The 25,188-nt window shown below is 63.5% G+C and carries 20 protein-coding genes and 1 pseudogene; 10 read left to right on the top strand and 11 right to left on the bottom strand.

Annotation, left to right across the window (positions count from 1 at the left end; all coding sequences use genetic code 11):
• Window positions 1-38 precede the first annotated feature (38 nt).
• The 5 genes and pseudogenes from ACYG9Z_RS12615 to ppa all read left to right on the top strand — a co-directional run.
• A pseudogene (locus ACYG9Z_RS12615) lies at window positions 39-494 on the top strand (TPM domain-containing protein); the annotation flags it as partial.
• Between the two features lie 35 nt (window positions 495-529).
• Window positions 530-1,420 (top strand): TPM domain-containing protein, encoded by an 891-nt coding sequence (locus ACYG9Z_RS12610; protein ID WP_023693214.1) that lies wholly within the window; start codon window positions 530-532, stop codon window positions 1,418-1,420.
• A gap of 6 nt (window positions 1,421-1,426) precedes the next feature.
• Window positions 1,427-2,065 (top strand): TPM domain-containing protein, encoded by a 639-nt coding sequence (locus tag ACYG9Z_RS12605; protein WP_023693213.1) that lies wholly within the window; start codon window positions 1,427-1,429, stop codon window positions 2,063-2,065.
• Window positions 2,066-2,309: 244 nt separating this feature from the next.
• A complete protein-coding gene (locus tag ACYG9Z_RS12600) occupies window positions 2,310-2,816 on the top strand; it encodes a GNAT family N-acetyltransferase (RefSeq protein WP_023668622.1) in 507 nt (168 codons plus the stop codon).
• Between the two features lie 123 nt (window positions 2,817-2,939).
• On the top strand, window positions 2,940-3,473 hold the full coding sequence (gene ppa / locus ACYG9Z_RS12595; RefSeq protein ID WP_023668623.1) for an inorganic diphosphatase: 534 nt from the start codon (window positions 2,940-2,942) through the stop codon (window positions 3,471-3,473).
• 226 nt (window positions 3,474-3,699) lie between these two features.
• On the opposite strand, the gene ACYG9Z_RS12590 is transcribed toward ppa, so the two are convergent.
• From ACYG9Z_RS12590 to ACYG9Z_RS12580, 3 genes are all read right to left on the bottom strand, one after another.
• On the bottom strand, window positions 3,700-4,293 hold the full coding sequence (locus ACYG9Z_RS12590) for a hypothetical protein (RefSeq protein WP_023681429.1): 594 nt from the start codon (window positions 4,291-4,293) through the stop codon (window positions 3,700-3,702).
• Window positions 4,294-4,319: 26 nt separating this feature from the next.
• Complete coding sequence (locus tag ACYG9Z_RS12585; RefSeq protein ID WP_031244296.1) at window positions 4,320-4,763, bottom strand: hypothetical protein; 444 nt, start codon at window positions 4,761-4,763, stop codon at window positions 4,320-4,322.
• Window positions 4,764-4,839: 76 nt separating this feature from the next.
• The gene (locus tag ACYG9Z_RS12580) at window positions 4,840-5,457 is read right to left on the bottom strand and encodes a TetR/AcrR family transcriptional regulator (RefSeq protein ID WP_023698744.1); all 618 of its coding nucleotides are present in this window, start codon (window positions 5,455-5,457) and stop codon (window positions 4,840-4,842) included.
• 73 nt (window positions 5,458-5,530) lie between these two features.
• Here ACYG9Z_RS12580 and ACYG9Z_RS12575 point away from each other — a divergent pair, with 73 nt between their 5' ends.
• Window positions 5,531-6,814: an MFS transporter gene (locus ACYG9Z_RS12575; RefSeq protein ID WP_031244297.1), complete on the top strand. Its 1,284-nt coding sequence runs from the start codon at window positions 5,531-5,533 to the stop codon at window positions 6,812-6,814.
• A gap of 100 nt (window positions 6,815-6,914) precedes the next feature.
• Here ACYG9Z_RS12575 and ACYG9Z_RS12570 read toward each other — a convergent pair whose 3' ends face one another.
• Entirely contained in the window at window positions 6,915-7,247 is a 333-nt protein-coding gene (locus ACYG9Z_RS12570; RefSeq protein WP_023681425.1) for a hypothetical protein, read from the bottom strand.
• Between the two features lie 143 nt (window positions 7,248-7,390).
• On the opposite strand from ACYG9Z_RS12570, the gene typA reads away from it, so the two are divergent.
• Entirely contained in the window at window positions 7,391-9,220 is a 1,830-nt protein-coding gene (gene typA, locus ACYG9Z_RS12565) for a translational GTPase TypA (protein ID WP_023681424.1), read from the top strand.
• 55 nt (window positions 9,221-9,275) lie between these two features.
• Here the strand turns inward: typA and ACYG9Z_RS12560 are convergent, their stop codons facing one another.
• The 3 genes from ACYG9Z_RS12560 to ACYG9Z_RS12550 form a co-directional block, all read right to left on the bottom strand.
• Entirely contained in the window at window positions 9,276-9,887 is a 612-nt protein-coding gene (locus ACYG9Z_RS12560) for a DUF1062 domain-containing protein (RefSeq protein ID WP_031244298.1), read from the bottom strand.
• Between the two features lie 48 nt (window positions 9,888-9,935).
• Window positions 9,936-11,132 (bottom strand): IS256 family transposase, encoded by a 1,197-nt coding sequence (locus ACYG9Z_RS12555; protein ID WP_286456782.1) that lies wholly within the window; start codon window positions 11,130-11,132, stop codon window positions 9,936-9,938.
• A gap of 460 nt (window positions 11,133-11,592) precedes the next feature.
• Window positions 11,593-12,627, bottom strand: a complete 1,035-nt coding sequence (locus ACYG9Z_RS12550; RefSeq protein ID WP_023752669.1) for an L-idonate 5-dehydrogenase — start codon at window positions 12,625-12,627, stop codon at window positions 11,593-11,595.
• A 141-nt stretch (window positions 12,628-12,768) separates the two neighbouring features.
• On the opposite strand from ACYG9Z_RS12550, the gene ACYG9Z_RS12545 reads away from it, so the two are divergent.
• Window positions 12,769-13,380 (top strand): LysE family translocator, encoded by a 612-nt coding sequence (locus ACYG9Z_RS12545; protein WP_023681421.1) that lies wholly within the window; start codon window positions 12,769-12,771, stop codon window positions 13,378-13,380.
• A gap of 26 nt (window positions 13,381-13,406) precedes the next feature.
• On the opposite strand, the gene ACYG9Z_RS12540 is transcribed toward ACYG9Z_RS12545, so the two are convergent.
• Window positions 13,407-13,970 carry a peroxidase-related enzyme gene (locus tag ACYG9Z_RS12540; protein ID WP_023752668.1) on the bottom strand — a complete coding sequence of 188 codons (564 nt, stop codon included), beginning with the start codon at window positions 13,968-13,970 and terminating at the stop codon, window positions 13,407-13,409.
• Between the two features lie 131 nt (window positions 13,971-14,101).
• Between ACYG9Z_RS12540 and ACYG9Z_RS12535 the strand changes: the two genes are divergently transcribed.
• Both ACYG9Z_RS12535 and ACYG9Z_RS12530 read left to right on the top strand, forming a co-directional pair.
• Window positions 14,102-18,892, top strand: a complete 4,791-nt coding sequence (locus ACYG9Z_RS12535; protein WP_023752667.1) for an NAD-glutamate dehydrogenase — start codon at window positions 14,102-14,104, stop codon at window positions 18,890-18,892.
• Between the two features lie 275 nt (window positions 18,893-19,167).
• Window positions 19,168-20,547, top strand: a complete 1,380-nt coding sequence (locus tag ACYG9Z_RS12530; RefSeq protein WP_023750353.1) for an MFS transporter — start codon at window positions 19,168-19,170, stop codon at window positions 20,545-20,547.
• A gap of 44 nt (window positions 20,548-20,591) precedes the next feature.
• Here the strand turns inward: ACYG9Z_RS12530 and purH are convergent, their stop codons facing one another.
• The 3 genes from purH to ACYG9Z_RS12515 form a co-directional block, all read right to left on the bottom strand.
• Entirely contained in the window at window positions 20,592-22,208 is a 1,617-nt protein-coding gene (gene purH / locus ACYG9Z_RS12525; RefSeq protein WP_023752666.1) for a bifunctional phosphoribosylaminoimidazolecarboxamide formyltransferase/IMP cyclohydrolase, read from the bottom strand.
• Window positions 22,209-22,314: 106 nt separating this feature from the next.
• Complete coding sequence (locus ACYG9Z_RS12520; RefSeq protein ID WP_023693200.1) at window positions 22,315-24,039, bottom strand: heparinase II/III family protein; 1,725 nt, start codon at window positions 24,037-24,039, stop codon at window positions 22,315-22,317.
• A gap of 217 nt (window positions 24,040-24,256) precedes the next feature.
• Window positions 24,257-25,111 carry a helix-turn-helix transcriptional regulator gene (locus tag ACYG9Z_RS12515; RefSeq protein WP_023835206.1) on the bottom strand — a complete coding sequence of 285 codons (855 nt, stop codon included), beginning with the start codon at window positions 25,109-25,111 and terminating at the stop codon, window positions 24,257-24,259.
• Window positions 25,112-25,188: the final 77 nt, after the last annotated feature.

Raw genomic sequence — 25,188 nt, 5'->3', positions numbered from 1 at the left:
CACGCATCGCCAATCCCTGGCATGGCCGCTTCGCCACGATGACCGGCGCTGCCTTGCTGGTCTTGCTCGTCAGCTTCGCGGCGCTGGCGGCGGAACTGCCCGCCCTCACCGGTGGTGTCGTCGACAATGCAGGCATCATCGACGCTGCGACCGAGGCGGCGCTGACGCAGAAGCTGGCCGATTTCGAGACCAAAGGCTCCGACCAGATCGTCGTCGCGACGGTTCCCAGCCTCGACGGCGAGGAGATCGAGCCTTACGCCACCCGGCTGTTCAACGCCTGGAAGCTCGGCCAGAAGGCCAAGAACAATGGCGTGCTTCTGCTGGTGGCCGTGAACGACCGCAAGATGCGCATCGAGGTCGGCTACGGGCTGGAAGCCACGCTCACCAACCAGCACGCCACACGGATCATTGAAGGCATGGTGCCGGCCTTCCGCGCCGGGGATTTCTCCGGCGGTATTTCCAAAGCGGTCGACGACATGATCATGGTGATCGAGGACGGTCATGGTGGTTGAGGGGAGCTGGTGACGGCATGACAGTACGCGTCTTCAATCCGCCAAAACCTGGCCGCGCAGCCGCGACGATCGGCATCGCCTTGTTAACGATGCTCGCCATGCTGTTCGTAGCCTTGGCGGCAGACCTGCCGGCACTCACCGGGCGGGTGGTCGACAATGCCGGTATTATCGACGCCGCGACCAAGGCGGCACTAACGCAGAAGCTCGCGGATTTCGAGACCAAAGGCTCCGACCAGATCGTCGTCGCCACCATCCCCAGCCTGGACGGCGAGGAGATCGAACCCTACGCCAACCGGCTGTTCCGCTTCTGGAAACTCGGCCAGGCCGGCGAAAACAACGGCGTGCTTCTGCTGGTGGCCAAGAACGACCACAAGATGCGCATCGAGGTCGGCTACGGGCTGGAAGGCACGCTGACCGACCTGCACACCAAACTGATCATCGAAAATGACATGGTGCCGGCGTTCCGCGCCGGTGATTTCTCCGGCGGCATTTCCAAGGCCGTCGACGACATGGTCATGGTGCTGGAAGGCAACCCGGAAGAGCTGGAGGCGCGCGGCAAGCGCAACCCGGCCGACCACAGCACGCCCGTCGATCCTATAGTCGCGGTCTTCCTGATCCTGTGGGCGGCGATGTTCTTCGGCGGCCTGGCGATGGCCTTCCTGCCGCCGATCTTCGGCACCAAGCTGTCGCCGGGCGTGTATAAATGGCTGGGCATGACCTTTCGCTACGGCCAGGGGCCGAGCGGATCGTCCTCGGGCTCCAGCAGTTGGACAACAAGTTCGTCGCCGGGCAGCGGATGGTCATCGGGAAGTTCGGGCAGCAGCTGGGCTTCGGGCTCAAGCAGCGGCGGCGGGTTTTCTGGCGGCGGCGGTTCGTCCGGCGGTGGCGGGTCTTCAGGGAGCTGGTGAGAGAAGATGGCAACACGACCGATCAGCCCACAGGACCATGAGCGCATCGCCACCGCGATCCGCGCGGCCGAGGCCAAAACCGACGGCGAGATCTACTGCGTCGTTGCGCATGCCAGCGACGGCTATTTCTTTCCCGCCGCCTTCATGGCGACATCAGGCATGCTGATTGCCAGCCTCGCCGTCGCCTATGGGCTGGAAGCCTGGTGGCTGTCGATCCGGCTGCCGCATCTCGTCATTGTCCAACTGCTGGCACTGGCCTCGGTGTTGGTGCTTTTGTGGGCGCTGCCCGGCTTGCGCATCCATCTGGTGCCGCGCCGGCAGCGTTACCAGGCGGCACATGACAATGCGCTCAGGCAGTTCCTCGCCCGCAATGTCCACCGCACCACGGCGCGCACCGGCGTGTTGGTCTTCGTGTCGATCGCCGAGCGTTATGCCGAAGTGGTCGCCGATTCGGGCATCGACAGCAAGGTCGGCCAGCATGTCTGGGACGGCGTGGTGCGCGATCTCCTGCAGCATGCCGGCGACGACCAACTCGCCGACGGCTTCGTCAAGGCGATCGGGCAGGTCGGCGCGGTGCTGGCCGAGCATTTCCCGGTGACGTCGGGCGACGCCAATGAACTGGACGATCATCTCGTCGAGATCTGAAAAGCCTGCCTGCAAAGCTACTCAGCCGGACGCCTGACGCGGGTTTTCTGCGCTTCCGGTGCTCACGTACAAAAAGTACGCTCCGCTCCGGTTCTCGAAAACCCACGCCATTCGCCTCGGCTGAGCGCGTTATCAGGCAGGCTTTGCCCATTGTCAGCAGTGTCGCGATCGGCTGTGAGAAAGCGGTCGGCGGGCTGACCTCGACTCTTGCAAATGGCCGATCCGGGTTTATGGTTAACAAATCATGAATACGCTGAGCATCGACATCAGGAAAGCCGAACCGCGCGACGCTGGCGCCATTGCGGACGTGCACCAGCAGGCTTGGGAGGGCGCCTATTCCGGCATCATCCCGCATCGCTCGCTGACCTCCATGATCAACCGCCGCGGCGCCGACTGGTGGGCCAACGCCATCCGCCGCGCCGCCACCGTTCTGGTGGTCGAGATCGGCGGCACCATCGCCGGCTATGCCACGATCGGCAAGAACCGCGCCCGCGAGCTGAAGCAACAGGGCGAAATCTACGAACTTTACCTGCGTCCGGAATATCAAGGCATCGGGCTCGGCAGCCGGCTGTTCAAGGCGGCGCGGGCGCGGCTTGCCGACCACGGGCTGAAGGGAATGGTGGTGTGGGCGCTGGAAGACAACCAGAACGCACTTTCCTTCTATGCCGGCGCGGGTGGCCGTGACGTCGCCGAAGGCGTCGAGATTTTCGAGCAGAGGGCGCTCAAGAAGGTCGCCTTCGTCTGGGAATGACCGGCCTCGGTTACAAATCATCATAAACCGTGCGCTTCCGTTAGCGCTTCGCACCAATCGCCGCATTGCACCATGCCGCGCCGCCCGCTATCGATCTTGGACATCGAGAGAGGGATTTAAGCCATGCGAATCGAAGCCATAGCCATCGGAAAGAACCCGCCCGAGGACATCAACGTCATCATCGAGGTGCCGATCGGCGGCGAGCCGATCAAGTACGAGATGGACAAGGAGGCCGGCACGCTGTTCGTCGACCGTTTCCTACATACGTCGATGCGCTACCCCGGCAATTACGGTTTCGTGCCGCACACGCTGTCGGGCGACGGCGACCCGATCGACGTGCTGGTCTGCAACACGCGCGCGCTGGTGCCGGGCTGCGTCATCAATGTGCGACCGATCGGCGTGCTGGTGATGGAAGACAATGCCGGCCAGGACGAGAAGGTCATTGCCGTGCCGTCGCCGAAGCTGACGCTGCGCTACGAAAACGTCACCGAATACACGCAGCTGCCCGAGATCACCCGCGACCAGGTCCAGCACTTTTTCGAGCACTACAAGGATCTCGAGCCCGGCAAATGGGTCAAGATCGAAGGCTGGCACGATTCCAAATACGCCAAGAAGATGATCGTCGACGCGATCGCACGGGCGAAGGCGGCAAAGTAGCGCCGAGAGAGGCCTGCGTCTCGTTCAAGTAAGCGGCAAACGCCAGCGAGGCACCCCCCTCTGGCCTGCCGGCCATCTCCCCCTCAAGGGGGGAGATCGGATGTCGCAACGGCTTTCGTCAATTTTCAGCGCCGAAAGAAAAAGCGCCGCCAGCGAAGCTGCCAATCTCCCCCCTTGAGGGGGAGATGCCCGGCAGGGCAGAGGGGGGTGCCTTGCACCCACGTGGCTAGTTATCCACCCTGCCAAAAGCCGGGACGTTGCCGATGACGGTGTGCTTGTCCTTGCCACAGGCGAAACTCTTCGCCTTTTCGTCCGCCAGCTTGCGCGCCTGGTCGTTGGCCTGCGGGTTGCCGGTGGCCAGCACGAGGCCGATGGTGCAGCCGTCGCGGGCTTCCATCTGGGCGACCTTGGCGACGAGCAGCACTTCGGTCGGCTTGTTCTCGTCCTCGGGATTGCTGATCGAGCGGCGGTGGATGACGGCAAAGGGAACGGCAACGTCGCCCTTGGTCTCGATGCGCCATTCGACCCTGGCGCCGGACGAGTTGAAGCCGGAAAAGCTCTCCCAGACCGAGGTCATCTCGCCGCCGGGCGGAAACCCGTAGAACAGCGATTCACGCGCATCGTCATAGGCGATCAGCACGGGATAGCCGCGATAGCCGGAGCAGGCGAGTTCGGCCCAGTCGCCGTCACCTTCCTCGGCCTGCGCATAGGTGACGCAATCCTTTTGCGAGTCGAGGTCGGTGTAGACGCTGGATATTCCGTCGGCATGGGCGACCTGGCAGAGGCCGGCAAGGGCAAGCGAGAGCAGAAGAGCGCGCATGGCGAATAATCCCTGTGGTTATTTCGCTATCGGGCTCTGAGCCTCGCAAAAAAATATAGCGCGTACAAAGCGGAAAACGAAGCGGCTGCAACGATCGCCTGGTAGTCCATCCAGCAGATTGCGAGGAGGGACGCGCAGGCGGCAAGCAGGACGACGGGAACAAAAACATCCAGGTATAAAAATACCAAAGCGACTGCGCTTATCGACGCGATCAGAATGCGCGCCGTTTGGGTAATGCCGTGTGCCTTGCCGTCGAAATACATCCCAACATACATCGCAACCGATGCGACCAAAAACAGAAAAAGCACTCTGCGCAGAACGGCCTCCTTGACCCTGTGCTCGTTCAGGTCGAAGACCGTGGCAATATCCCTCTTTTCCTCGTGCGAGATCAACGCCAGGTCGCCCCGCTTCATGTAATTGATCCCGAACATTTTTTTGAGATCGTCCAAAATCGTCTGAGCAATGTTCAAGTCGTTACCTGCGATTCTGTTTTGATCGCTGACATGACAGCGATATTGCTTGCGGTTGGAATGGATCGCAAGAGGTCTATTTCTTCAAGCTCGCCTCGATCAGCAGGTCGGCGTTGCGGGCGACCGCTGCCGCCGGGCCGCCGAGGCCGAAGAGCTGGCCACTGATATAGGCGCCTTCGATCAACAGCAGCAGGCCGTCGCCGAGCGTGTCAGGGTCTTTAGCGCCCATCGCTGCGGCCATCGCGCGCAGGCGGTGGCGCAACTCCTGCTTGTTGGCCTCGCTGACGACGCGCGCCGGATGGCCATGTTCGGGATATTCCACCGCCGCGTTGGTCATGCCGCAGCCGCGATAGTCCGGCCTTTGCGTGCGCTTGCCGACGCGAGTCAGGAAAGCCCTGAGCTGTGCCCGCGGGTCGCCGGGATGGGCAGCCACGGCTTCGTCGAAACGCTCCCAATACTCACGGTCATATTGCCTGAGATAGGAAGCGGCGAGCTCGTCCTTGGAGGGAAAGCTGCGGTAGAGGCTGGGCTTGGTGACGCCGGCGCGCTTGACGATCTCGTCGACGCCGATCGCCCGGATGCCGCGGCGGTAGAACAGGTCGTAGGCCACGTCGAGGATTTTCTTGGCAGCCTTGGGCGGTGCGGCTGCATGACCGTCTTTGATGGTCAGTTCAATATTTTTGTCCGTTGGCATGGTATGACTCGATTGACGTGTTACCGATCGGTACGTATACATGTCCTCACCCTGCAACGTACCGGTCAGTAACATGATAGCTCAATCCCGTCCCTTTGGCCAGCGCTACGCTTTCGTCGTGGTTGGCGTCATCTTCCTCTGCTTGTTGATCGCGGCCGGGCTTCGTTCCGCACCCTCGGTGATGATGCTGCCGTTGGATAAAAGCTTCGGCTGGGGGCGCGATACGGTTTCGATTGCCGCCGCGATCGGCATCTTCCTTTACGGCCTGACCGGGCCGTTTGCCGCCGCATTGATGGAGCGTATCGGCTTGCGCCGCACGCTGCTTGCCTCGCTTGTGATCATGTCGGGCTCGACCGCGCTCAGCCTGCTGATGACCGAGCCATGGCATCTGTTCCTCACCTGGGGCGTGTTTTCAGGTGTCGGCTCCGGCGCGGTCGCCACCGTGCTCGGCGCCACCATCGTCAACCGCTGGTTCAAGACCAATCGCGGCTTGGTGATGGGGCTGATGTCGGCCTCCAGCGCCACCGGCCTCTTGGTGTTCCTGCCGCTGCTGGCATCGCTCGCCCAGTCGGGCGGCTGGCAGCCCGTCGCTACCGCCGTCTCGATCGCCACCGCCTGTCTTCTGCCGCTGGTCTGGCTGTTGGTTCCGGAGCGTCCCGCTTCGATCGGCATGGTGCGCTATGGCGCCGGGACCGATGACGTGCCGCCGGTATCGCCGGCATCGCAAGGCAATTTCCTGGCGCATACGCTGAACACGCTGCGCCGCGCTGCCGGCACCCGCGTCTTCTGGTATCTGTTCGCCACCTTCTTCATCTGCGGCTTCACCACCAACGGGCTGGTCGGCACGCATCTGATCTCCTTCTGCGGCGATATGGGCATCCCCGAGGTGCAGGCCGCGGGCCTGTTGTCGCTGATGGGCATTTTCGACCTGATCGGCACGACTTTGTCGGGTTGGCTCACCGACCGTTTCGACCCGCGCAAGCTGCTCGGCGTCTACTACGGCATTCGCGGTCTGGCGCTGATCTATCTGCCCTATTCCGGCTTCTCGGCGACCAGCCTGATCATCTTCGCCGTGCTCTACGGTCTGGACTGGATCGCCACCGTGCCGCCGACGCTCAGGCTCGCCAACGAGGCCTTCGGCGACCGCAGCGGCCCGATCGTGTTCGGCTGGATCGTAGCCGGCCATCAGGTCGGCGCCGCCACCGCCGCTGCCTTCGGCGGCACCATGCGCGAATTGCAGGGCAATTACGAACTGGCCTTCCTGATCGCCGGCATGACGGCGATCGTGGCTGCGTGTCTGTCGCTGCTGATCAATACGAGCAGGCCGGCTTTCGATCCGGAGCCGCAAGCGGCGTAAGGCGCGGTACTAATCTCCCCCTGGTGACGCTCGATCCGGTGCGGTCGGCGTAAGCCTTTGGGTCGGTGCGAAGGATCGCTACGCCTGGAATGGGCAGCCGTCAGTCCGGGTAGCAAACCGTCGGAATCTTCGGCCACACCGCGCTGTCGCAGCCGGCAACCTGCTGCCTCTGCTTGAAAGAGGCGCTGACCGGGCCGGTGACCACGGGGTCGACGCCATCAGGGGCGTCGGCAAACATCTGCTCGGCCGTCCGGTCGGACGACGAGGCCGGATTGGCTTCCTTCACCGTGGCGGCCGATTGAGCGGCATTCGCCGCCAGCACGGCAGCGAATGCGACCGAAGCGATGAGGGGCCAAAATCGGTTGAGTTTGTCGGTCATGAATTTCGAACTACCCGGGCCCAGAAAGGTTCCCGCCTTGGTTAACAAAACCATCTCACACCGAGATGCTTAAGATTTGATGAGTATTTGGTGGTGCGCCTCCTCTTTCGCAATTGCGAAAAACCCTGTATGAGCCGCGCAACCGAAAGAGGCGGCGCCTTCTGGCCTGCTGCCTGCAACGCTCCCGAGACCACAAAATGAAAATTCGTAATATCGCGATCATCGCGCACGTCGACCATGGAAAAACCACCCTCGTCGACCAATTGCTTCGGCAATCCGGCTCCTTCCGCGACAATCAGCGCGTCGCCGAGCGCGCCATGGATTCCAACGACCTCGAAAAGGAACGCGGCATCACCATCCTGGCCAAGGCGACCTCGGTCGACTGGAAGGACACCCGCATCAACATCGTCGACACCCCCGGCCACGCCGATTTCGGCGGTGAAGTCGAGCGCATCCTGTCGATGGTGGATTCGGCCATTGTGCTGGTCGATGCCGCCGAAGGCCCGATGCCGCAGACCAAGTTCGTCGTCGGCAAGGCGCTCAAGGTCGGCCTGAAGCCGATCGTCGTCATCAACAAGATCGACCGTCCGGACGCCCGCCACGTCGAAGTGGTCAACGAGGTGTTCGACCTGTTTGCCGCCCTCGACGCCACCGACGAGCAGCTCGACTTCCCGATCCTCTACGGTTCTGGCCGCGATGGCTGGGTCTCGGAAAATCCGGAAGGCCCGAAGGACCAGGGCCTGGCGCCGCTGTTCGACCTCGTCATCAAGCATGTGCCGGAGCCGACCGTTCATCCCGGCCCGTTCCGCATGATCGGCACCATCCTGGAAGCCAATCCGTTCCTCGGCCGCATCATTACCGGCCGTATCGAGAGCGGCACGCTGAAGTCCAACCAGGCGGTCAAGGTGCTCCACCATGACGGCACGCAGATCGAAACCGGGCGCATCTCCAAGATTCTCGCGTTCCGTGGCCTCGAGCGCCAGCCGATCGAAGAGGCGCAGGCGGGTGACATCGTCGCCATTGCCGGCCTGTCCAAAGGCACCGTCGCCGACACGTTCTGCGACCTGGCGGTGACCGAGGCGTTGCATGCGCAACCGATCGATCCGCCAACCGTGACCATGTCTTTCCTGGTCAACGATTCGCCGCTCGCCGGCACTGAAGGCGACAAGGTGACCAGCCGCGTCATCCGCGACCGCCTGCTGCGCGAAGCCGAAGGCAATGTCGCGCTCAAGATCGAGGAATCGCCTGACAAGGATTCGTTCTTCGTTTCCGGCCGTGGCGAATTGCAATTGGCCGTGCTGATCGAGACGATGCGCCGCGAAGGCTTTGAAATCGCCGTGTCGCGTCCGCGCGTCGTCATGCAGAAGGGCGAGAACGGTGAATTGCTGGAGCCGGTCGAGGAAGTCGTCATCGACGTCGACGAGGAGCACGCCGGCATCGTCGTGCAGAAGATGTCGGAGCGCAAGGCCGAGATGGTCGAGCTGCGGCCTTCGGGCGGCAACCGTCAGCGCATCGTCTTCCACGCGCCGACGCGCGGACTGATCGGCTACCAGTCGGAACTGTTGACCGACACGCGCGGCACCGCCGTGATGAACCGGCTGTTCCACGCCTACCAGCCCTACAAGGGCGAACTGCCGGGCCGCACCAACGGCGTGCTGATCTCCAACGAACAGGGCGAGGCAGTGGCCTATGCCATGTGGAACCTCGAAGACCGCGGCCCGATGGTCATCGACCCGGGCGTCAAGGTCTATCAGGGCATGATCATCGGCATCCATAGCCGTGACAACGACCTCGAAGTGAACGTGCTGAAGGGCAAGAAGCTGACCAACATCCGCGCCGCCGGCAAGGACGAGGCGGTGAAGCTGACGCCGCCGATCCGCATGACGCTGGAGCGCGCGCTGGCCTGGATCCAGGACGACGAGCTGGTCGAGGTGACGCCGAAGACCATCCGCCTGCGCAAGCTCTATCTCGACCCGAACGAGCGCAAGCGCTTCGAGAAGTCGGCCAAGGTTGTGGGCGCGGCGTAATCGTCTGATTGTCTAAATTCGAGAGGGGCGAAGCACCGGTGCTTCGCCCCTCTTGTCATTCACCCACGGCAGCCGAAATTATGGCTTCACGATCCGGCTCGTCGGCCAGGTCAATGCGAATCGCCGTGCCGTCGCGGGCCGGCTTGTGCAAAGCCCTGGCGCCTTCGGGAACAACAACCAGCAATCGTTTCTCCTCCAGCGCCTGAAGCCTTGATCGGGAGATGCCGAGTTCGCCGGCGATCAGACGGTCGAGCCGCAGCGATGTCGGCATTTCCAGCCCAAGCCTGATTTCAAGCGCGGCTGCGGGTCGGCCTTCGCCGCCGAGCCGGTGTTTGTGAACGGCGACATCGGGAAACTCCTCGACGCGGCCGACCCGGTTTCGCAAAGCCACGACATCGAAGGCATGGCGGCGGGCGAGGGCCGGATCGTTGCTTTCGAGCGCTGCCAGCAGCGCGGGTTCGATGTCGCGGCGGTTGCAGCGTTCGAAAATGCCGAAATTCCACGAATTGTCGCAGTCGATGCAGCGATAGATCAACCAGACATCAATGCGTTTGCCATTGGCGTTGACGCGGAATTTGTCGCTGGAGCGATAGGCTTTCACGGCGCTGCAGCGGTTGCAGTGGACCAGGGGTCGAGGCGCGATTTCGGGCGTGATTGCCCAGTGGATAGGGTTGTGTGCGTCAAGTTCTGCAAAATGGGGCGGCCATGATGCTGGTCATGCGGCTTGGCGCAGAGCGAGCTTCTTGTGCTCGCGCAGGTCGTCCATATTGATGTATCGGTTGGCCTCCATCCAGTTTTCATTGGTCTCGACGGCCAACGCCCTGACCAGGCGCAGGCAGCTTTCGGTATTGGGGAAGATGCGCACGACATAGGTGCGCCGGCGGATTTCCTCGTTGAGCCGCTCCAGCATGTTGGTGGATTTGAGATGCTTGTGGTGCTGTCTGGGCAGCCTGAAGAAGGTCAGGGTTTGTTCGATGGCATCCTCGGCCCAGCCTGTCAGGCGCGGATAGCGTGCCGACCATTTGGCAAGCCATGCGGCAAGATCAGCCCTGGCCTCTGCGAGATCGCGCCGGTCGTAGAGCCAGCGCAATTCCTGCAGGCAGTCGTCGCCGTGCTTCCTCGGCAGATGATCGAGCGCGTTCCTGAGGAAGTGCACGTAGCAGCGTTGCCAGGCGGCTTCGGGGATCACCTCGCCGATCGCTGCCACCAGGCCGGCGTGATCGTCGGACACAACCAACTCGACGCCCTTGAGGCCGCGCGCCTTGAGGCCGACGAGGAAGTCCCTCCAGGCCGAGCGGCTCTCGCGATTGGCCATCTCCACGGCCAGGATCTGGCGCCTTCCGTCCCAGTCGATACCGACCGCTATCAGCACCGCCTGGCTCATGACAACACCGGCTTCACGCACCTTCTCGTAGCGCGCATCGAGGATGAGGTAAGGAAACGGCTCTTGAAGGGGGCGCCTGGCAAAGGCAGCGAGGCTCTCGTCCAGCCGCTTGTTGATGGCCGAGATCGACGAGGCCGAGAAGGCATGGCCGCACAGTTCTTCCGTGATCGCCTTCACCTTGCGGGTCGACACGCCCTGCACATACATCTCGGCCAGTGTCGCCACCAAGGCCCGCTCGGAACGCTGGTAGCGCTCGAACAGCTCGGTGGAGAAGCGCCCGGCCCGGTCCTGCGGAACCCGCAGCTCGAGCTTGCCGACCCGCGTCACAAGGGTGCGGCCGTAATAGCCCGAGCGATAGCCAAGCCGTTCGGGCGTGCGCTCGCTCTTCGAGGCACCCAGCGCCTCGTCCATCTCGGCCTCAAGCACCTCCTGCATCACCGCACGGAGCACTTCGTGCAATCCATCCGGGTTCGAAAGCAAAATGTCTTTGACGGCAGCGCTGGCGGTCTTAACTTCAGTCTTGGTCATGGTGGCGTTCCTTCGCGGGAATCAGGTGACGTGAACAATCACCAGCCTGCCATGACCGCCCCCTCTCAGCGAATTTGCAGAACTCTCAGCACACTACCGTGGATAGCGAGATGTTGGGACAAGCCGGAAGACCTTCCAGTGTGGAAGTTCTTCAGGTCGGCAATGGCGAGATGCCCATGCGGGCACGGCGTGGCGAGAGCTAGCTATGTCGGAAATCAGCTGTCACGGGCGGCAAAGCGCGCGACAACGGTTCAGCAGTGCCAAACCGGTCTCGAACCGCCGCCTGAGGAACACGTGAAATGGAGCAGGCACCGCTTAATGCGGCGCCCTGCCAAGCGTGATCAGGGGAGTTGGCGAGACCGGCGGTTACTGGGGCAAAATGAAGCTCGAAATGAATGTCGGGAGGGTTCTTCTAGCGGCAAGATGCCGAGCGGGCAAGGTTCATAGTGTCTCGCCCTGCTCAGGCGAAGGCGATCTGTACCTTCATCGATTTGTTGCGGTCGCCGGCGATCTCAAAGGCCGCAACCGCCTCGTCCATTGGATAGATGCCGGTCAGCAGCGGCTTAACGTCGACGCGACGGTTGTTGATCAGATCGACGGCCAGCGCGAACTCGTCGTGGAAACGGAAGGAGCCGCGCATTTCGATCTCCTTGGCGACGATGAGATTCTGAGGCAGCGACATGTCGCCGCCTAGGCCGAGCTGCACGAGCACCCCGCGCGGCTTCAGCACATCGAGCCCGGCTCGCACCGCGCGCTCATTGCCGGAGCATTCGAACATGACGTCGAAACTGCCCTTCTCGACATTGTAGCCAGCGAGCTTGTCGGCATCTGTGGCGACATTGATGGTGCGGTCGGCGCCGATCTCGTTGGCCTTGGCCAGAACCGCGTCCATGACATCGGTGACGACGATCTCACGCGCGCCGTGGACACGTGCGGCAAGGATGCTGAGCGCACCGATCGGTCCGCAGCCGGTGACCAAGACCCGCTTGCCGAGCAGCGAGCCGGCGCGGTTGACGGCATGCAGCGTTACCGCGAACGGCTCGGCAAAGGCGGCTTCGTTGATGGAGACATGGTCGGCGATCTTGTGGCACTGCCAGGCCTCGGCGACGAGGCACTGGCGGAAGGCGCCCTGTATATGTGGCATCGGCATAGCGCTGCCGTAGAATCGCATGTTGAGGCATTGGTTCTGCACGCCCTGCAGGCAGTACCGGCACGCATTGCAGGGCCGGCTGGGCGAAATCGCGACGCGGTCGCCGACAGCGAGGCTGGAGACGCCGGCGCCAAGCACCTTCACCGTGCCGGCGACCTCATGTCCGAGGATCATCGGCTCGCGCAGGCGCACCACGCCGAAGCCGCCATGATTGTAATAGTGCAGGTCCGAGCCGCAGATGCCGCCGGCCTCGACCGATATTTCGACCTGTCCGGCGCCAGGCGCGCCCGAATCGGTCTCTTCGATGCGCAGGTCTTTTGCGGCGTGGATGACGATTGATTTCACGGCCGCGATCCTTTCTCAAACCGCTGGCACGGGCAAGTCCGATCTCCGAAATGTGTCGCGTTCGTTGGCCCATCAGGCAGAGGGGTGCCAAATTGACGCCGATCGGATATCATTTGCCATCCAACGCTCGAAGGCTCCGCCATGCACCTCACCTCGCTGCTGATCTTCGCCGCCGCTCTCTTCGTTGCCGCCGGCTCGCCCGGCCCATCGATCGCGGCACTGGTTGCCCGCGTCATCTCAAAGGGCTTTCGTGACGTGTTTCCGTTCCTGCTCGCCATGTGGATCGGCGAGGCCATCTGGCTGTCGCTGGCGGTGTTCGGGCTGGCGGTCGTGGCGCAGACCTTCCATTTCGCCTTCGTCGTCGTGAAATGGATCGGCGTCGCTTACCTCGCCTACCTCGCCTTCAAGATGTGGACCGCACCTGTCGACGCAAAAGAAGGCGAGATGCCGCGCGAGGATTCGCCGGCAAAACTGTTCTTTGCCGGCATGGCGGTGACGCTCGGCAATCCCAAGATCATGATGTTCTATCTGGCGCTGCTGCCGACGATCATCGACCTCGCTTCGGTGAGTGTCATCGGCTGGGTCGAACTGACGGCGACGATGGCGGTGGTTCTGATCGCCATCGATCTCGCCTGGGTCGTCGCGGCCTCACAGGCGCGCAAGCTGCTCAAAAGCAGGCGCGCCATGAAGATCGCCAACCGAATCAGCGCCACGACGATGGCCGGCGCTGCCGGGGCCATCGCGGCGCGTTGACCTCTCCTACGAGGAGAAGGAAACTTTCACCTCGCCATGGCGTGGTATTCGTCGTTCGGCCGCATGTCGATGGCCGCCGCCACGCGGTTCGACATGTTGAAGAAGGCGGCGGTCGAGGCGATGTCCCAGATGTCGCGGTTGGTGAAGCCGGCGTTGCGCAGTGCTTCCCTGTCCGCCTCGACGATCTTTGCCGGCTCTTCCGTCAGCTTGACGGCGAATTCGAGCATTGCCGTCTGTTTCGGTGAAAGTTTGGCAGCGCGGAAGTTCATCACCATCATCTCGCCGAAAGCCGGATCGCCGGAGAGCTGGCGCACCGCCGCGCCATGCGCGGCCAGGCAATAATAGCAGTGATTGATCGAGGAAACGACGACCGCGATCATCTCCCGTTCCAGCTTCGACAGGCCGGATTCACCCAGCATCAGATCATTGTAGGTGTCGGTAAAGGCGCGCAGCTTCTTCTCGTCGAAGGCATAGGCAAGAAGCACGTTGGGAACCAGGCCGAGCTTTTCCTCGCATTTGGCGAAATAGGCTTTTGTCGCCTCGCTCAGTTCCGCGATACCGAGGTCAAGTGCGCTGATTTTGCCGGACATGGGGTCTCCCTCCTGGTTCACCGCCGCCTGACCGTCGAATTCCTGTAATTCTTATCGAGCCGTCAAACCTTTGTCGCCAAACAGCGGTCATCTGCTACCATAGTCGTAAAAGCATGTGACGGGAGGACAACATGGCGAGCGTGAAATCCGCAGCTAAGCCGAAGAAAACAGCCACTGCCGGGGTGAAACCCGACGGGAAGCCGGCCAGGCTCGCCGACTATCTGCTGGCCCGCGCGCCGGCCGAAGACATTGCCGCCTATGACGCCGCCGACCTGGAGCGCGCCGCCGACCTGGCAGGACGTGCGGTCGCCGCCCACAAGAAGGGCCAAAGTGTCGTCGCCGTCGATGCCGGGTCGGGCGTCTCCCGCGAGGGCCGCCCGATGACGATCATCACAGTCGTCAACGACAACATGCCGTTCCTGTTCGATTCGATCCTCGGCGAGATCACAGAAACTGCCGGCGAACCGACTTTGGTCACCCATCCGGTCATCGTCGTGCGTCACGGCAAGGCCGGCGTCGACGAGATCCTCGGCGACGGCAGCGCCCTCAAGGACGATGGCAATCACGACCGCCTGAGCGTCGTCCATGTCCATATTCCGCGCCTGACGGCGGAGCAGGCCGACGCGCTGGCCGACCGCCTGCGCAAGATGCTCAACCAGGTGCGCGCCGCCGTCAGCGACTGGAAGCCGATGCTCGCCCGTCTCGACCAGGCGATTTCCGAATTCCGCTATTCCGCCGTGCCGCTCGACAAGAAGAGCGTTGCCGAGGCCATCGCCTTCCTTGAATGGCTGCGCGACGACAATTTCACTTTCCTTGGCATGCGCGAGTTCAAATATTCCGGCGGCGCGGAGAGCGGCAATCTGGAGCGCGCCGACAAACCCGGTCTCGGCATCCTCGCCGACCCGGATGTGCTGGTGCTCCGGCGCGGCACCGAGGCGGTGACGACGACGCCCGAAATCCGCGCCTTCCTGCATGGGCCGGAGCCGCTGATCGTCACCAAGGCCAACGCCAAGTCGCTGGTGCACCGCCGCATTTATCTCGATTATATCGGCGTCAAAACCTACACCGCCAAGGGCACGCTTGCCGGCGAGTTGCGCATGGTCGGCCTGTTCACCTCGACTGCCTACACGCGCTCGGTGATGAAAATCCCGTATCTGAGGTCAAAGGCCGAGACCATCATCGCCAAGTCCGGCTTCGACCGGCACGACCATTCCGGCAAGGCACTGATCAACGTTCTGGAGAGCTATCCGCGCGACGAACTGTTCCAGGTGCCGGTGCCGATCCTGAAGAAGCACGCCGCGGCCATTCTCGGCCTGGTCGAGCGGCCGCGGGTGCGGGCGCTGGTGCGCGCCGACCAGTTCGACCGCTTCGTGTCGATCCTCGTCTTCGTGCCGCGCGACCGCTATGACAGCGTCGTGCGCGAGAAGATCGGCACCTATCTCAAGACCGTCTTCGAGGGCCGTTTGTCGGCTTATTATCCGGCGTTTCCGGAGGGCGGGCTGGCGCGTGTGCATTTCATCATCGGCCGCTCGGGCGGCAAGACGCCGAAGGTCGAGCAGGCGGCGATCGAAGCGGCGATCCGCGATATCGTGCGAACCTGGGACGACGCGCTGGCCGAAGCCGCGGAAGCCGTCGGCGGCGATCCATCGCTGAAGGCGATCGCCGCGCGTCTGCCTGAGAGCTATCGCGATTCCTTCAGCGCGGCCATCGCGCTGAAGGATGCGGGGCGCATCGCCGGCATCAGCACCGCCAACCCGATCGCCATCGACTATTACCGCCATGCCGAGCAGAAACCGCATCAGGCAGCGCTGAAGATCTACCACCACGGCAGCCCGGTAGCGTTGTCGCGTCGCGTGCCGGTGCTGGAAAACATCGGCTTCCGCGTCATCAGCGAGCGCACCTTCGAAGTTGGCGAGGACGGCGGCGACACCGTCTTCGTCCACGACATGGAACTGGAGAACAGCTACGGCAAGCCGATCGACCTCAGCGATGGCGGCGCGCTGTTCGAGGACGCGTTCCTGTCGGTCTGGCGCGGCGACATCGACAATGACAGCTATAACGGGCTTGCCCAGACCGCCGGCCTGTGGTCGGGCGAAGTCAGCATTCTGCGCGCCTATGGCCGCTACCTGCAGCAAGCCGGTATCCCGCAGAGCCAGGATTTCATCGCGGCCGCGCTCAACCGCTATCCCGACATTGCGCGCGGCCTGCATGCACTGTTCGTCGCTCGTCTCGGCCCGACCGCCGAGACGGAAGGCGTCGTCGCCGCCAAGCACCTCAAGGCCAAGATCAAGGACGCGCTGGAGGAAGTCCCCAACATCGATGACGACACCATCATCCGCCGCTATCTCAACCTGATCGAAGCCTCGTTGCGCACCAATCATTTCGTTGCGGGAACGAAGGCGCGGGGCCAGTCACTGGCGATCAAGCTGGACTCGCAAGCGGTCGAAGGATTGCCGGCGCCGCGGCCGTGGCGCGAGATCTTCGTCTACGGTTCCGAGGTCGAAGGCGTGCATCTGCGCTTCGGCCCGGTTGCGCGCGGCGGCCTGCGCTGGTCGGACCGCGCCCAGGATTACCGCACCGAGGTGCTCGGCCTGGTCAAGGCGCAGCAGGTCAAGAATGCCGTCATCGTGCCGGTCGGCGCCAAGGGCGGCTTCTATCCGAAGAAGCTGCCGATGAGCGCCGGCCGCGACGCCATCTTCGAGGCCGGCACCTCGGCCTACAAGAATTTCGTTTCAAGCCTGCTTTCGATCACCGACAATATCGGCCTCGACGGCGTCATACCCCCAGCCGGCGTCATCAGGCGCGATCCTGACGACCCCTACTTTGTCGTCGCCGCCGACAAGGGCACGGCAACCTTCTCCGACACCGCCAATGCCATTTCGGAGAAACACGGTTTCTGGCTCGACGATGCCTTCGCCAGCGGCGGCTCGGCCGGTTACGACCACAAGAAGATGGGCATCACCGCCAAAGGCGCCTGGGAAGCGGTCAAGCGGCATTTCCGCGAGATCAACCGCGACATCCAGACCACCCCCTTCACCGTCGTCGGCGTCGGCGACATGTCGGGCGACGTGTTCGGCAACGGCATGCTCTTGTCGCCGCAGACCAGGCTGATCGCCGCCTTCGACCATCGCGACATCTTCATCGATCCCGATCCGGACAGGGTGGCGTCGATGGCCGAGCGCGAGCGCATGTTCGCGCTGCCGCGTTCGTCCTGGCAGGACTACGACAAGACCAAGCTGTCGGAAGGCGGCGTCATCGTCTCGCGCAGCCAGAAGTCGATCACGCTGCCTGCGGCAGCGGCGGCGGCGATTGGCCTCGCCAAGACCACCGCGACACCGGCCGAGATCATGACCGCCATCCTCAAGGCGAACGTCGACCTTCTGTGGTTCGGCGGCATCGGCACGTATTTACGGGCCTCGGGCGAAACCAATGCCGAAGTCGGCGACCGCGCCAATGACGCCATCCGCATCACCGCGCTCGATGTCCGGGCCAAAGTGATCGGCGAGGGCGCCAATCTCGGCGTCACGCAGCGTGCCCGCATCGAATTCGGCATGAATGGCGGTCGCTGCAACTCCGATGCCATCGACAATTCCGGCGGCGTCAACTGCTCCGACGTCGAGGTCAACATCAAGATCGCGCTGGCGTCCGCCATGCGCAAGGGATCGCTGACCCGGCCGGCGCGCAACAAGCTGCTGGCCGAGATGACCGACGAGGTCGCCGGCCTCGTGCTGTCCAACAATTACGAACAGACGCTGGCGCTTTCCATCGCCCGCAAGCGCGGCCTTGCCGACATCGCGCACCAGAGCCGGTTCATGGCGGCGCTGGAGGCTCGGGGCCTGCTCGACCGCGCTGTCGAGACGCTGCCGTCGCCGGCCGCCCTTGCCGAGCGCGAGGCGCGTGGCGAGCCGCTGACCCGGGCGGAGCTTGGCGTGCTGCTCGCCTATGCCAAGATCGTGCTGTTTTCCGACATCGTCGCCAGCGACGTGCCTGACGACGCGCATTTCGACCGCGATCTGATGGGCTATTTCCCTGACCGGATGGCGAAGAAATATGCGGCCGAGATCCATGGCCACCGGCTGCGCCGCGAAATCATCGCCCGCGTCGTCGCCAACGATCTCGTCAATCGCGGCGGACCGTCATTCGTCAACCGGCTGCAGGAAGCCACGGGGCGCAGCGCGGCCGACGTGGTGCGCACCTTCGCCGTGGTGCGCGACGGCTTCGCGTTGCCGGCGCTCTATCAGGAGATCGATGCGCTGGACAGCCACATCGACGGCCAGGCGCAGCTCGATCTCTACCAGTCCGTCAGCCGGCTTATCTTCGTGACCAGCGGCTGGTATCTGAAGAACGATGCCGGCACCGCAGCGCTCGGCCAGCGCATTGCCGAACTGCAAGAGGCGCGCATGGCGCTGGAGCCGAAGCTGCTCTCGCTGCTACCGGCCTTCTCGCGCGAGCGGGTCGAGGAGAGGCGGTATGGCCTGTTCAAGGCCGGCGCCCCCGAAAAGCTCGCCGGGCAGCTGGCAATGGCCGATGTGGCGGGACTGATCCCCGACATCGCACTGACGGCGCGCACGGCCAATGCCGACGTCGTCGCCTCGGCCAAGGCATTCTTCGCCGTCAGCGATGCCTTCCGCATTCCGCGCGTCGAAGAGGCGGCGCGTTCAATCACGCCGTCGGACTATTACGACCAGCTGGCGCTGTCGCGCGCCACCGACACGATCGGCGCGGCGCGGCGCGGCATTGCGGTGGCGGCTCTCGCCGGCCATGCCGGGACGGCGGATCCTGTGGCGGCCTGGCTGGAAGCCGGAGGCGAGCGCGTGGCGCGCATCCGCGAGCGGCTGCAGGCGCTGACCGAAGGCGGGGATATCACCGTGTCCAGGCTGTCGGTGGCTTCGGGGCTGATGAGCGATCTGACGGGGATGTGAACATCTCCGAAACGCCGGCGCCGCCCTCATTGCCCTGCCTGGCATTTCTCTCCGTATAGTGACGAGGAGAAAGGGCGGGCCGTAGCCTTGGCGCCCTTGTTGCAACGCTGGCGACTAGCGAAATCATCGATGAGAGCAACCCTCTCCCCGTCACTATTCGGGGAGAGGATGCTGGCAGGCAGGTGAGGGGCAGCGCGAATCTTTGGCGGTTTGCATGAGCATTCGAAACATGCAGACATGGCATCCGACAAGCGCGGTGTCCCGGGGGAATCATCATGGCGGCGGTAGAAACAGTGCAGCGGGCATCCGGGCACGGCATCTGGGGATGGATGTTCTTCGACTGGGCGGCGCAGCCGTTTTTCACCGTCGTCACCACCTTCATCTTCGGGCCTTATTTCGTCTCGCGCATGGCGAGCGATCCGGTCTCAGGCCAGGCGGCCTGGGGCTACGGCATCGCTGTTGCGGGCCTGGTCATTGCCGTGCTGTCTCCCATCCTCGGCTCGATTGCCGACCAGACCGGGCCGCGCAAGCCGTGGATTGCGTTCTTCGCCTCGATCAAGATCATCAGCCTTTGCCTGCTATGGTTCGCCGCTCCCGGCTCGAACCTTTTCCTGGTGGTGCTGTTCTTTTCTCTCGCTTCGGTCGCGGCGGAATTCTCGACCGTGTTCAACGATTCGATGATGCCGCGCCTGGTGCCGAAGAGCGAGATCGGCCACGTCTCCAACATTGCCTGGGGACTTGGTTATCTCGGCGGCATGATCGCGCTGATCTTTGTTGTCGCCTGTCTTGCGGGTTCGCCGGAGACCGGCAAGACGATCATCGGCATCGACCCGCTCTTTGGGCTCGACCCGAAACTCGGCGAGGACGCGCGCGCCACCGGGCCGCTGTCGGCCGGCTGGTATTTCCTGTTCATCCTGCCGATGTTCTTCTTTACGCCGGACGCCATCAAGGGGATTCCGATCGGGCCCGCGGTGCGCGAGGGGCTGTCGGAACTGAAGTCGACGCTGACTGAAGTGCGCCGGCGCAAAGGCATCTTCCGCTTCCTTGTCGCCCGCATGATTTATCAGGACGGCGTCAATGCGCTGCTCGCTTTGGGCGGCACCTTTGCGGCAGCGATGTTCCACTGGTCGATCACTGAGATCGGCATGTTCGGCATTATCCTCAACGTCGTCGCCATCGTCGGCTGCCTGGTTGCCGCATGGCTGGACACCGCGCTTGGCTCCAAGACCATCGTGATGATTTCGCTCGTCCTGCTCAGCATCGCCACCATCGGCATCGTTTCGACCGGGCCAGGCTACACATTGTTCGGCGCCTGGATGATGCCGGGAGCCGATAGTGGCGGCCTGTTCGGCACGGCGGCGGAAAAGGCCTACATTTTCTATGGCCTGTTAATCGGGCTGGCGTTCGGACCGGTGCAGGCGTCGTCACGCTCCTACATGGCGCGCAGCGTGACCGCAGCCGAATCCGGCCGCTATTTCGGCATCTATGCGCTGGCCGGAAGGGCCACGAGTTTCCTGGCGCCGTTCATGGTGGCGTCGATCACGCTCGCCAGCGGCTCGGCGCGGCTCGGCATGGCGGCCATCGTGCTGTTCCTGGGCGTTGGGATCGCGATATTGATCTGGACGCCGTACCCGGCGGATCAGCCGGTGGAATAGCGCCGCACTTTTCCTTCTCCCCTTGTGGGAAAAGGCAGAGGCGCTCAATGCCTGAAATGCCTCACGCCGGTAAACACCATAGCAATGCCATGCGCGTCGGCAGCGGCGATAACGTCGTCGTCGCGCATCGAGCCGCCGGGCTGGATCACCGCCGTGGCGCCGGCTTCGATGGCTGAGATCAGCCCGTCGGCGAAAGGGAAGAAAGCGTCGGAGGCGACCACCGAGCCCTTGGTCAACGGCTCCGCGAGGCCAGCTGCTTCCGCCGCGTCGAGGGCCTTGCGGGCGGCGATGCGCGAGGAATCGACGCGGCTCATCTGGCCGGCGCCGATGCCGACGGTAGCGCCGTCTTTTGCATAGACGATGGCGTTCGACTTGACGTGCTTGGCGATGCGGAAAGCGAATTTGAGGTCGGCCATCTCGGCCGCACTCGGTGCGCGCTTGGTCACCACCTTGAGCTCGAGATCGTCGACCACCGCGTTGTCGCGGCCCTGGACGAGCATGCCGCCGGCGACGGATTTCACAGTGATGCCGCCGGCGTGCGGATCGGGCAGACCGCCGGTGACCAGCAGTCGCAAATTCTTTTTGGCGGCGATGATGCGGACAGCGTCCTCCGACGCGTTCGGCGCGATGATCACCTCGGTGAAGGTTTTTACGATCTCCTGCGCCGCTTCCGCATCGAGGATGCGGTTCATGGCGACGATACCGCCAAAGGCCGAAACCGGGTCGCAGGCCAGCGCTCTCGCATAGGCAGCAGCCAGCGAAGCGTCCTCGGCGACGCCGCACGGGTTGGCGTGCTTGATGATGGCAACGGCGGCGCAGCGGTTGGGGTCGAACTCGCCCACCAGCTCGAAGGCGGCATCGGTGTCGTTGATGTTGTTGTAGGACAGCTGCTTGCCCTGCAACTGGCGAGCCGTGGCGACCCCCGGCCGCTTGTCGCCATTGACATAGAAGCCGGCGCTCTGATGCGGGTTCTCGCCATAGCGCATGACACTTTCCAGCCTGCCCCCGAAGGCGCGCCAGGTCGGATGCTCGATCTCCAGCGTTTCGGCGAACCAGCCGGAGATCGCCGCATCGTAGCTGGCGGTGCGGGCAAAGGCCTTTGCCGCCAGCTTCTGGCGGAAATCCAGCGACAGCGAGCCGATGTTCATCTCTAGCGCGTTCAGCACCGAGGCATAATCGCCGGGATCGGTGACGATGGCGACATAGGCATGGTTCTTGGCCGAGGCGCGGATCATCGCCGGGCCGCCAATGTCGATGTTCTCGACAACAGCGGCATAGTCGGCGCCGGAGCGGCGGACCTCCTCGAACGGGTAGAGATTGGAGACGAGCAGATCGATCGGCTCGATGCCGTGATCGTGCATCGCCTTGGCGTGTTCGGGATCGTCGCGCACGCCGAGCAGTGCGCCATGCACCGACGGGTGCAGCGTCTTGACGCGGCCGTCCATGATCTCGGGAAAGCCTGTCAGTTCCGAGACGTCACGCACCGCCAGCCCCGCCTCGGCGATCGCCTTTGCCGTACCTCCGGTCGAGACCAGCTCGACGCCGGCCGCGACCAGCCCTTTGGCGAAGTCGGTCAGGCCGGTCTTGTCGAAGACGGAAAGCAGGGCGCGGCGGACCGGAAGGAGGTCGGGTGCCGGAATGTTCTTGGCGGCGACGGCCATGGGCTGGCGGCCTTTCAGGGCTGATTGGAGAGCGTTGCCGGGCCGTAGCACATGAGGTCAGGAAATCAAGCCGGAAGCTCGATCAAGCCGGCGCCGGCAACGACGCTCAGCTGTTCTCGGGATAGCCGGCGATGCCGGTGCGCGTGAGCTGCCAATGCACCTCGGCGATCTCCGAGGCCTTGAAGGCGAGCACGATCTGGCGGCTGCGGCGCGGGCCGCCAAGGCCGGCGAAATAGATCGATTCCTCGACCTCCGGCACCACTTCGGTGCAGGTGAACACCCATGTGTCGGCCTGGTCGGCGGTCAGCACCAGGCGGTCATGCTCGTCCTGCAAAAGGTTGATATCAGGGTGGATGTGGAAGCGCACCACGACGAAGTCGCGGCCATTGTTGCGGATCGCCGCACCGCCCGGGCGGAGGAAGCGATCCCTGCCGGCGAGCACATTGCCCTCGCTCGACAGTTTCAGCTCGCGCTCATGCAGGAAGCCAAAGCGCTGCATATAGCCGTCATGGCGGGCGATGAAGCCTTGCGTGCCCTTCTGGTCGATGCGCTTGCAAGGCACATGCTGCGGGCCGCCGAGCAAGGGTGAGCCGAGCAGGTCGTTGACGCGCAGCGAATGGGAAAACCGCGCCGACGAGGTGTCGTTGATGGTGGCGGTCGAATGCGCCGCGGTGGCACGGGCCAGCGGCCGGAACTCGGCAGCGCCATAGGTGTCGATGCCGGCATTGACGATATAATGCTGGCGACCGGACGAGAGTTCGAAGGCCAGGCACCCGGCATGCGCGGCGTTGGACACATCGACGGCCGGCGACGGGCCGGTATCGGCAATCACCGTCACGCCGCCCATCGACAGGCGCTCATAGCCGGAATGCGGCGCGTGCAGCAGCGGCGCGCCGGCGGTGTCGTCGTGGCGCAAGATGGTGGCTATACGGTCGTGGATGGTGGCGCCCATGCCGTTGAAGCGGGCGAGGCTGCCATCCTGATGGCGGAAGAAGCGCAGCGCCGGCAGCATGCGGTCGATGGCGCCCATCAGGGCGGCCGGTGGCGTTTCGGCCTGGTTGGCATAGGTCTGACGCAGCGGCAGGAGATCGGCGAGCAATTCGAGCACCGCCATCGGGTTGCGCGAAATATGGCCGCCATCGGGAAGGATCTGGCGGTCGAGTTCTTCCGCCAGGTTGCGGGTGGCGCCGCGCAGTGCCGAGGCCGGCGCCGGCAGCGACAGCGCGGCGAAGGCAAGCGCGATACGAGCGCGCAGCCTGTCCTTGCCGTCCGGCATCTCGCGCGCCATCGAGCGGAGATAGCGGATCTGCACGGCGAGCGATTTCAGGAAGGCGCGATAGAACGGAAATTCGGCCCCTTGTAGGACAACCGAGGAGTGTTGCAACCAGGCAATGACTCGCTTGGCGGTGGTGCCGGGCTCCCAGGCTATGCCGGAAATCTGGTTGCCATGCATGGCGATCCAGTCGGAGACAAGCGCGCGTGCATTGGCGGCGGCCAGCTCGGTGCCGGCGGCGCGCATATGGCGCAGCCAGCGAAAGCCGTGCAGCGTCTTCACCCAGCCGCGATTGGCGACATCGATCTGGAATGGCGATTTGCCGCCGGTCTCGACCAGATGTCCCGACAGCGGATAGCGGCCATAGTAGATCTCGAGCGCGATCTGCGGATCGGCGAGCCTGAGGTCGGGCGGTGCAATCAGGACGCGTTCGGGCGTGCGCCCGGAATAGCGCCAGCGATAAACTGGCCCCGCGCGAAGGCGCCGGCGCGTCTTGCGCCAAAACTCCTTAGCGACAAGCGTCCACAGACGTGTCGTGCTGCCGGCAGCCAGTGCCAAAACCCCTCCTCGTCGCCTGGAGATAGAGCATGCTGTCGCCCGAAAACCGCGTCACACTTTTCGGCATCATGTTCCGGTACCCCAGCACAAGCTTATATGATTCAAGAACTTATGCGAAGTCGAATTCCGCCGACGTGAAGCGCCTCACGCTGCCGGCCACCGACCCACCCCGAAAAAAGTCAAGCGCTTCGCGGGCTTAAGCCCGGCAATCCGGCACTCACTTGCGGTTGTGGCGAGACCGAAATTCGCTGGGCGAACAGTTTTCGCGGTCGCGAAACAGACGGGAGAAATAGAAGGCGTCGTGGATGCCGACGGCGGCCGCAATGGACTCGATGGGCGAATCGGAGGCGGCCAGCATCTGTTTGGCGCGGTCGAGCCTCGTGCGCAGTTGGAAGGCCTTGGGCGACATGCCGGCTGCCCGCGCAAATCTGCGCCGCAAGGTTGCCGGCGACATCGAGAATTTCGCGGCGAAGGCATCGAGATCCACCGGGTCGCACGCGCAGCGGCGCAATTCGTCGATGATGGGCTGCATGTCGGCATGCTGGAAGCCGGGATTTCGTTGACGGTTGTTCCAATCCATTGCCTGGCGGGCAGCACGCACGACGATGCGATGCATCGTGGCGGCGGCTTCTGCCTGGCTCAGCATCGTATCGAGCGACAGCTCACCGTGCAGCCTGTCGAACAGCCGCTGCATTTTGCCGAGGTCGCGCAAGGGGACGACAGGGGCGTCCTCGGCGATCAGCCGCAGCCGGGTGAAATCGCGTATCAAGGCCCCGTCGAAGAGCGCCCAGCGTTCGAGCCAGCCCGATGCGTCCGGCCCGTAGGAATGCATTCTCCCGGGAAGCAGCCAGAACAGGGCCGGCGCTTGGATCGTCTGCATGCCGGCAGTCCTGGTTTCAAGCCAGCCTTGACCGTTCTCAATCAGCACCACGGCGAATTCCGGCAATTTGCGCGCTTGGATCGCCTGAGTGACGCGATGCCGACCAATCCCTGTAACCGACAGGCCGCCGGCCGCGGCCGGTGCGGATCTGTAGAGTGCGTAAGAGAGATCGTTCATGAGCGAAAAGTCCATGGCTTCGTTCTGTCCATGGGCGAGTCTGCGAACAGTATGACATTTCCAGCTAAGGATGAAAAATCGCAGGTGGCTGA

This window comes from Mesorhizobium sp. RSR380A (assembly GCF_054719385.1).
This window is presented reverse-complemented; position numbering and strand designations above follow the sequence as displayed.

Bases quoted from the DNA above. Each gene is read 5' to 3' on its own strand.
- ACYG9Z_RS12610 (WP_023693214.1), top strand. From the start codon at position 530: ATGACAGTACGCGTCTTCAATCCGCCAAAACCTGGCCGCGCAGCCGCG.
- ACYG9Z_RS12605 (WP_023693213.1), top strand. From the start codon at position 1,427: ATGGCAACACGACCGATCAGCCCACAGGACCATGAGCGCATCGCCACC.
- ACYG9Z_RS12600 (WP_023668622.1), top strand. From the start codon at position 2,310: ATGAATACGCTGAGCATCGACATCAGGAAAGCCGAACCGCGCGACGCT.
- ppa (WP_023668623.1), top strand. From the start codon at position 2,940: ATGCGAATCGAAGCCATAGCCATCGGAAAGAACCCGCCCGAGGACATC.
- ACYG9Z_RS12590 (WP_023681429.1), bottom strand. From the start codon at position 4,293: ATGCGCGCTCTTCTGCTCTCGCTTGCCCTTGCCGGCCTCTGCCAGGTC.
- ACYG9Z_RS12580 (WP_023698744.1), bottom strand. From the start codon at position 5,457: ATGCCAACGGACAAAAATATTGAACTGACCATCAAAGACGGTCATGCA.
- ACYG9Z_RS12575 (WP_031244297.1), top strand. From the start codon at position 5,531: ATGATAGCTCAATCCCGTCCCTTTGGCCAGCGCTACGCTTTCGTCGTG.
- ACYG9Z_RS12570 (WP_023681425.1), bottom strand. From the start codon at position 7,247: ATGGTTTTGTTAACCAAGGCGGGAACCTTTCTGGGCCCGGGTAGTTCG.
- typA (WP_023681424.1), top strand. From the start codon at position 7,391: ATGAAAATTCGTAATATCGCGATCATCGCGCACGTCGACCATGGAAAA.
- ACYG9Z_RS12555 (WP_286456782.1), bottom strand. From the start codon at position 11,132: ATGACCAAGACTGAAGTTAAGACCGCCAGCGCTGCCGTCAAAGACATT.
- ACYG9Z_RS12545 (WP_023681421.1), top strand. From the start codon at position 12,769: ATGCACCTCACCTCGCTGCTGATCTTCGCCGCCGCTCTCTTCGTTGCC.
- ACYG9Z_RS12540 (WP_023752668.1), bottom strand. From the start codon at position 13,970: ATGTCCGGCAAAATCAGCGCACTTGACCTCGGTATCGCGGAACTGAGC.
- ACYG9Z_RS12535 (WP_023752667.1), top strand. From the start codon at position 14,102: ATGGCGAGCGTGAAATCCGCAGCTAAGCCGAAGAAAACAGCCACTGCC.
- ACYG9Z_RS12530 (WP_023750353.1), top strand. From the start codon at position 19,168: ATGGCGGCGGTAGAAACAGTGCAGCGGGCATCCGGGCACGGCATCTGG.
- purH (WP_023752666.1), bottom strand. From the start codon at position 22,208: ATGGCCGTCGCCGCCAAGAACATTCCGGCACCCGACCTCCTTCCGGTC.
- ACYG9Z_RS12515 (WP_023835206.1), bottom strand. From the start codon at position 25,111: ATGGACTTTTCGCTCATGAACGATCTCTCTTACGCACTCTACAGATCC.